General features: G+C 62.1%; 1 protein-coding gene. It reads left to right on the forward strand.

The annotated features are described in order from the left end of the window. Positions 1 to 253: manganese catalase family protein (locus EOD29_RS33510; protein ID WP_206520591.1), on the forward strand; the 253-nt coding region annotated here is incomplete at both ends.

Here is a 253-nt window from a genome sequence, read left to right on the forward strand (position 1 = left end):
CGCCAGAGCTTTGCAGCAGGCAATCGGCGGCGTGGAAGGCGAGATCCGGGTCGCCATGCAATATTTCTTTCAGGCCTGCGGCGCCCGTGGCAATCCCAAGTTTCGCGATCTCCTCATGAATACGGCGGCGGAAGAACTCGGCCACATCGAGATGCTGGCGACAGCGGTTGCATTGAACCTTGAGGGCGCTCCGGTTTCGGTCAAGGAAGAAGTTGCCGGCGATCCTGTCGCGAGCGCGGTGCTTGGCGGGCTG

Origin of the sequence: Mesorhizobium sp. M1A.T.Ca.IN.004.03.1.1 (assembly GCF_003997555.1) — a bacterium.
In the GTDB taxonomy this organism is placed as follows: Bacteria; Pseudomonadota; Alphaproteobacteria; order Rhizobiales; family Rhizobiaceae; genus Mesorhizobium.